General features: G+C 76.4%; 1 protein-coding gene. It reads left to right on the forward strand.

Going from position 1 to position 492, the window contains the following annotated elements:
• Positions 1-52: 52 nt before the first annotated feature.
• Positions 53-492 (forward strand): PAS domain-containing protein (locus AC5LUJ_RS23410; RefSeq protein WP_493465791.1); only part of this gene is annotated, 440 nt, incomplete at its 3' end.

The following is a 492-nucleotide window of genomic DNA, read 5'->3' on the forward strand; positions in this document are numbered from 1 at the left end:
GCCGGGAGGGCCGCCGGGAGGGAGAGCGTCCGGAGGGACGGCCTTCGAGGACGTGACGATCCGGCGCATGGCCCGCCGGGCGGCGCGCTCCGGCGAACGAGTGTCAGGTGTCGTCGAGGCGGGTGGACGCTGTTACGACACCCACGCGGTGCCGCTGGCCGCCGCGGACGGCACGGTGACGTCGGTGGCGTTGGTCGCCACCGACGTCACCGAACGCGAGCAGGCACGGGCGAAGCTGCGCATCCGCGCGGCCGAACAGGCGATCGTGGCGGACCTGGCCCAGCGCTGCCTGCACAGCGCCGAGCCGCGGCCGCTGTGGCGCGCCGCCGCGCGGATGATCGCCGACCATCTGCGCGCGGACGCCGTCACCGTGCACGAGCTGCCGCCCGGGCGCACCGGGCCGTGCCTGGCCACAGCCGTCGGGACACCACCGGAAGCCGGCATCCTGGTCACGTCGGCCCTCGCGACCCGCGGCCCCCTCCACTCCGACGG

This window comes from Protofrankia sp. CiP1_Cm_nod3 (assembly GCF_982290655.1).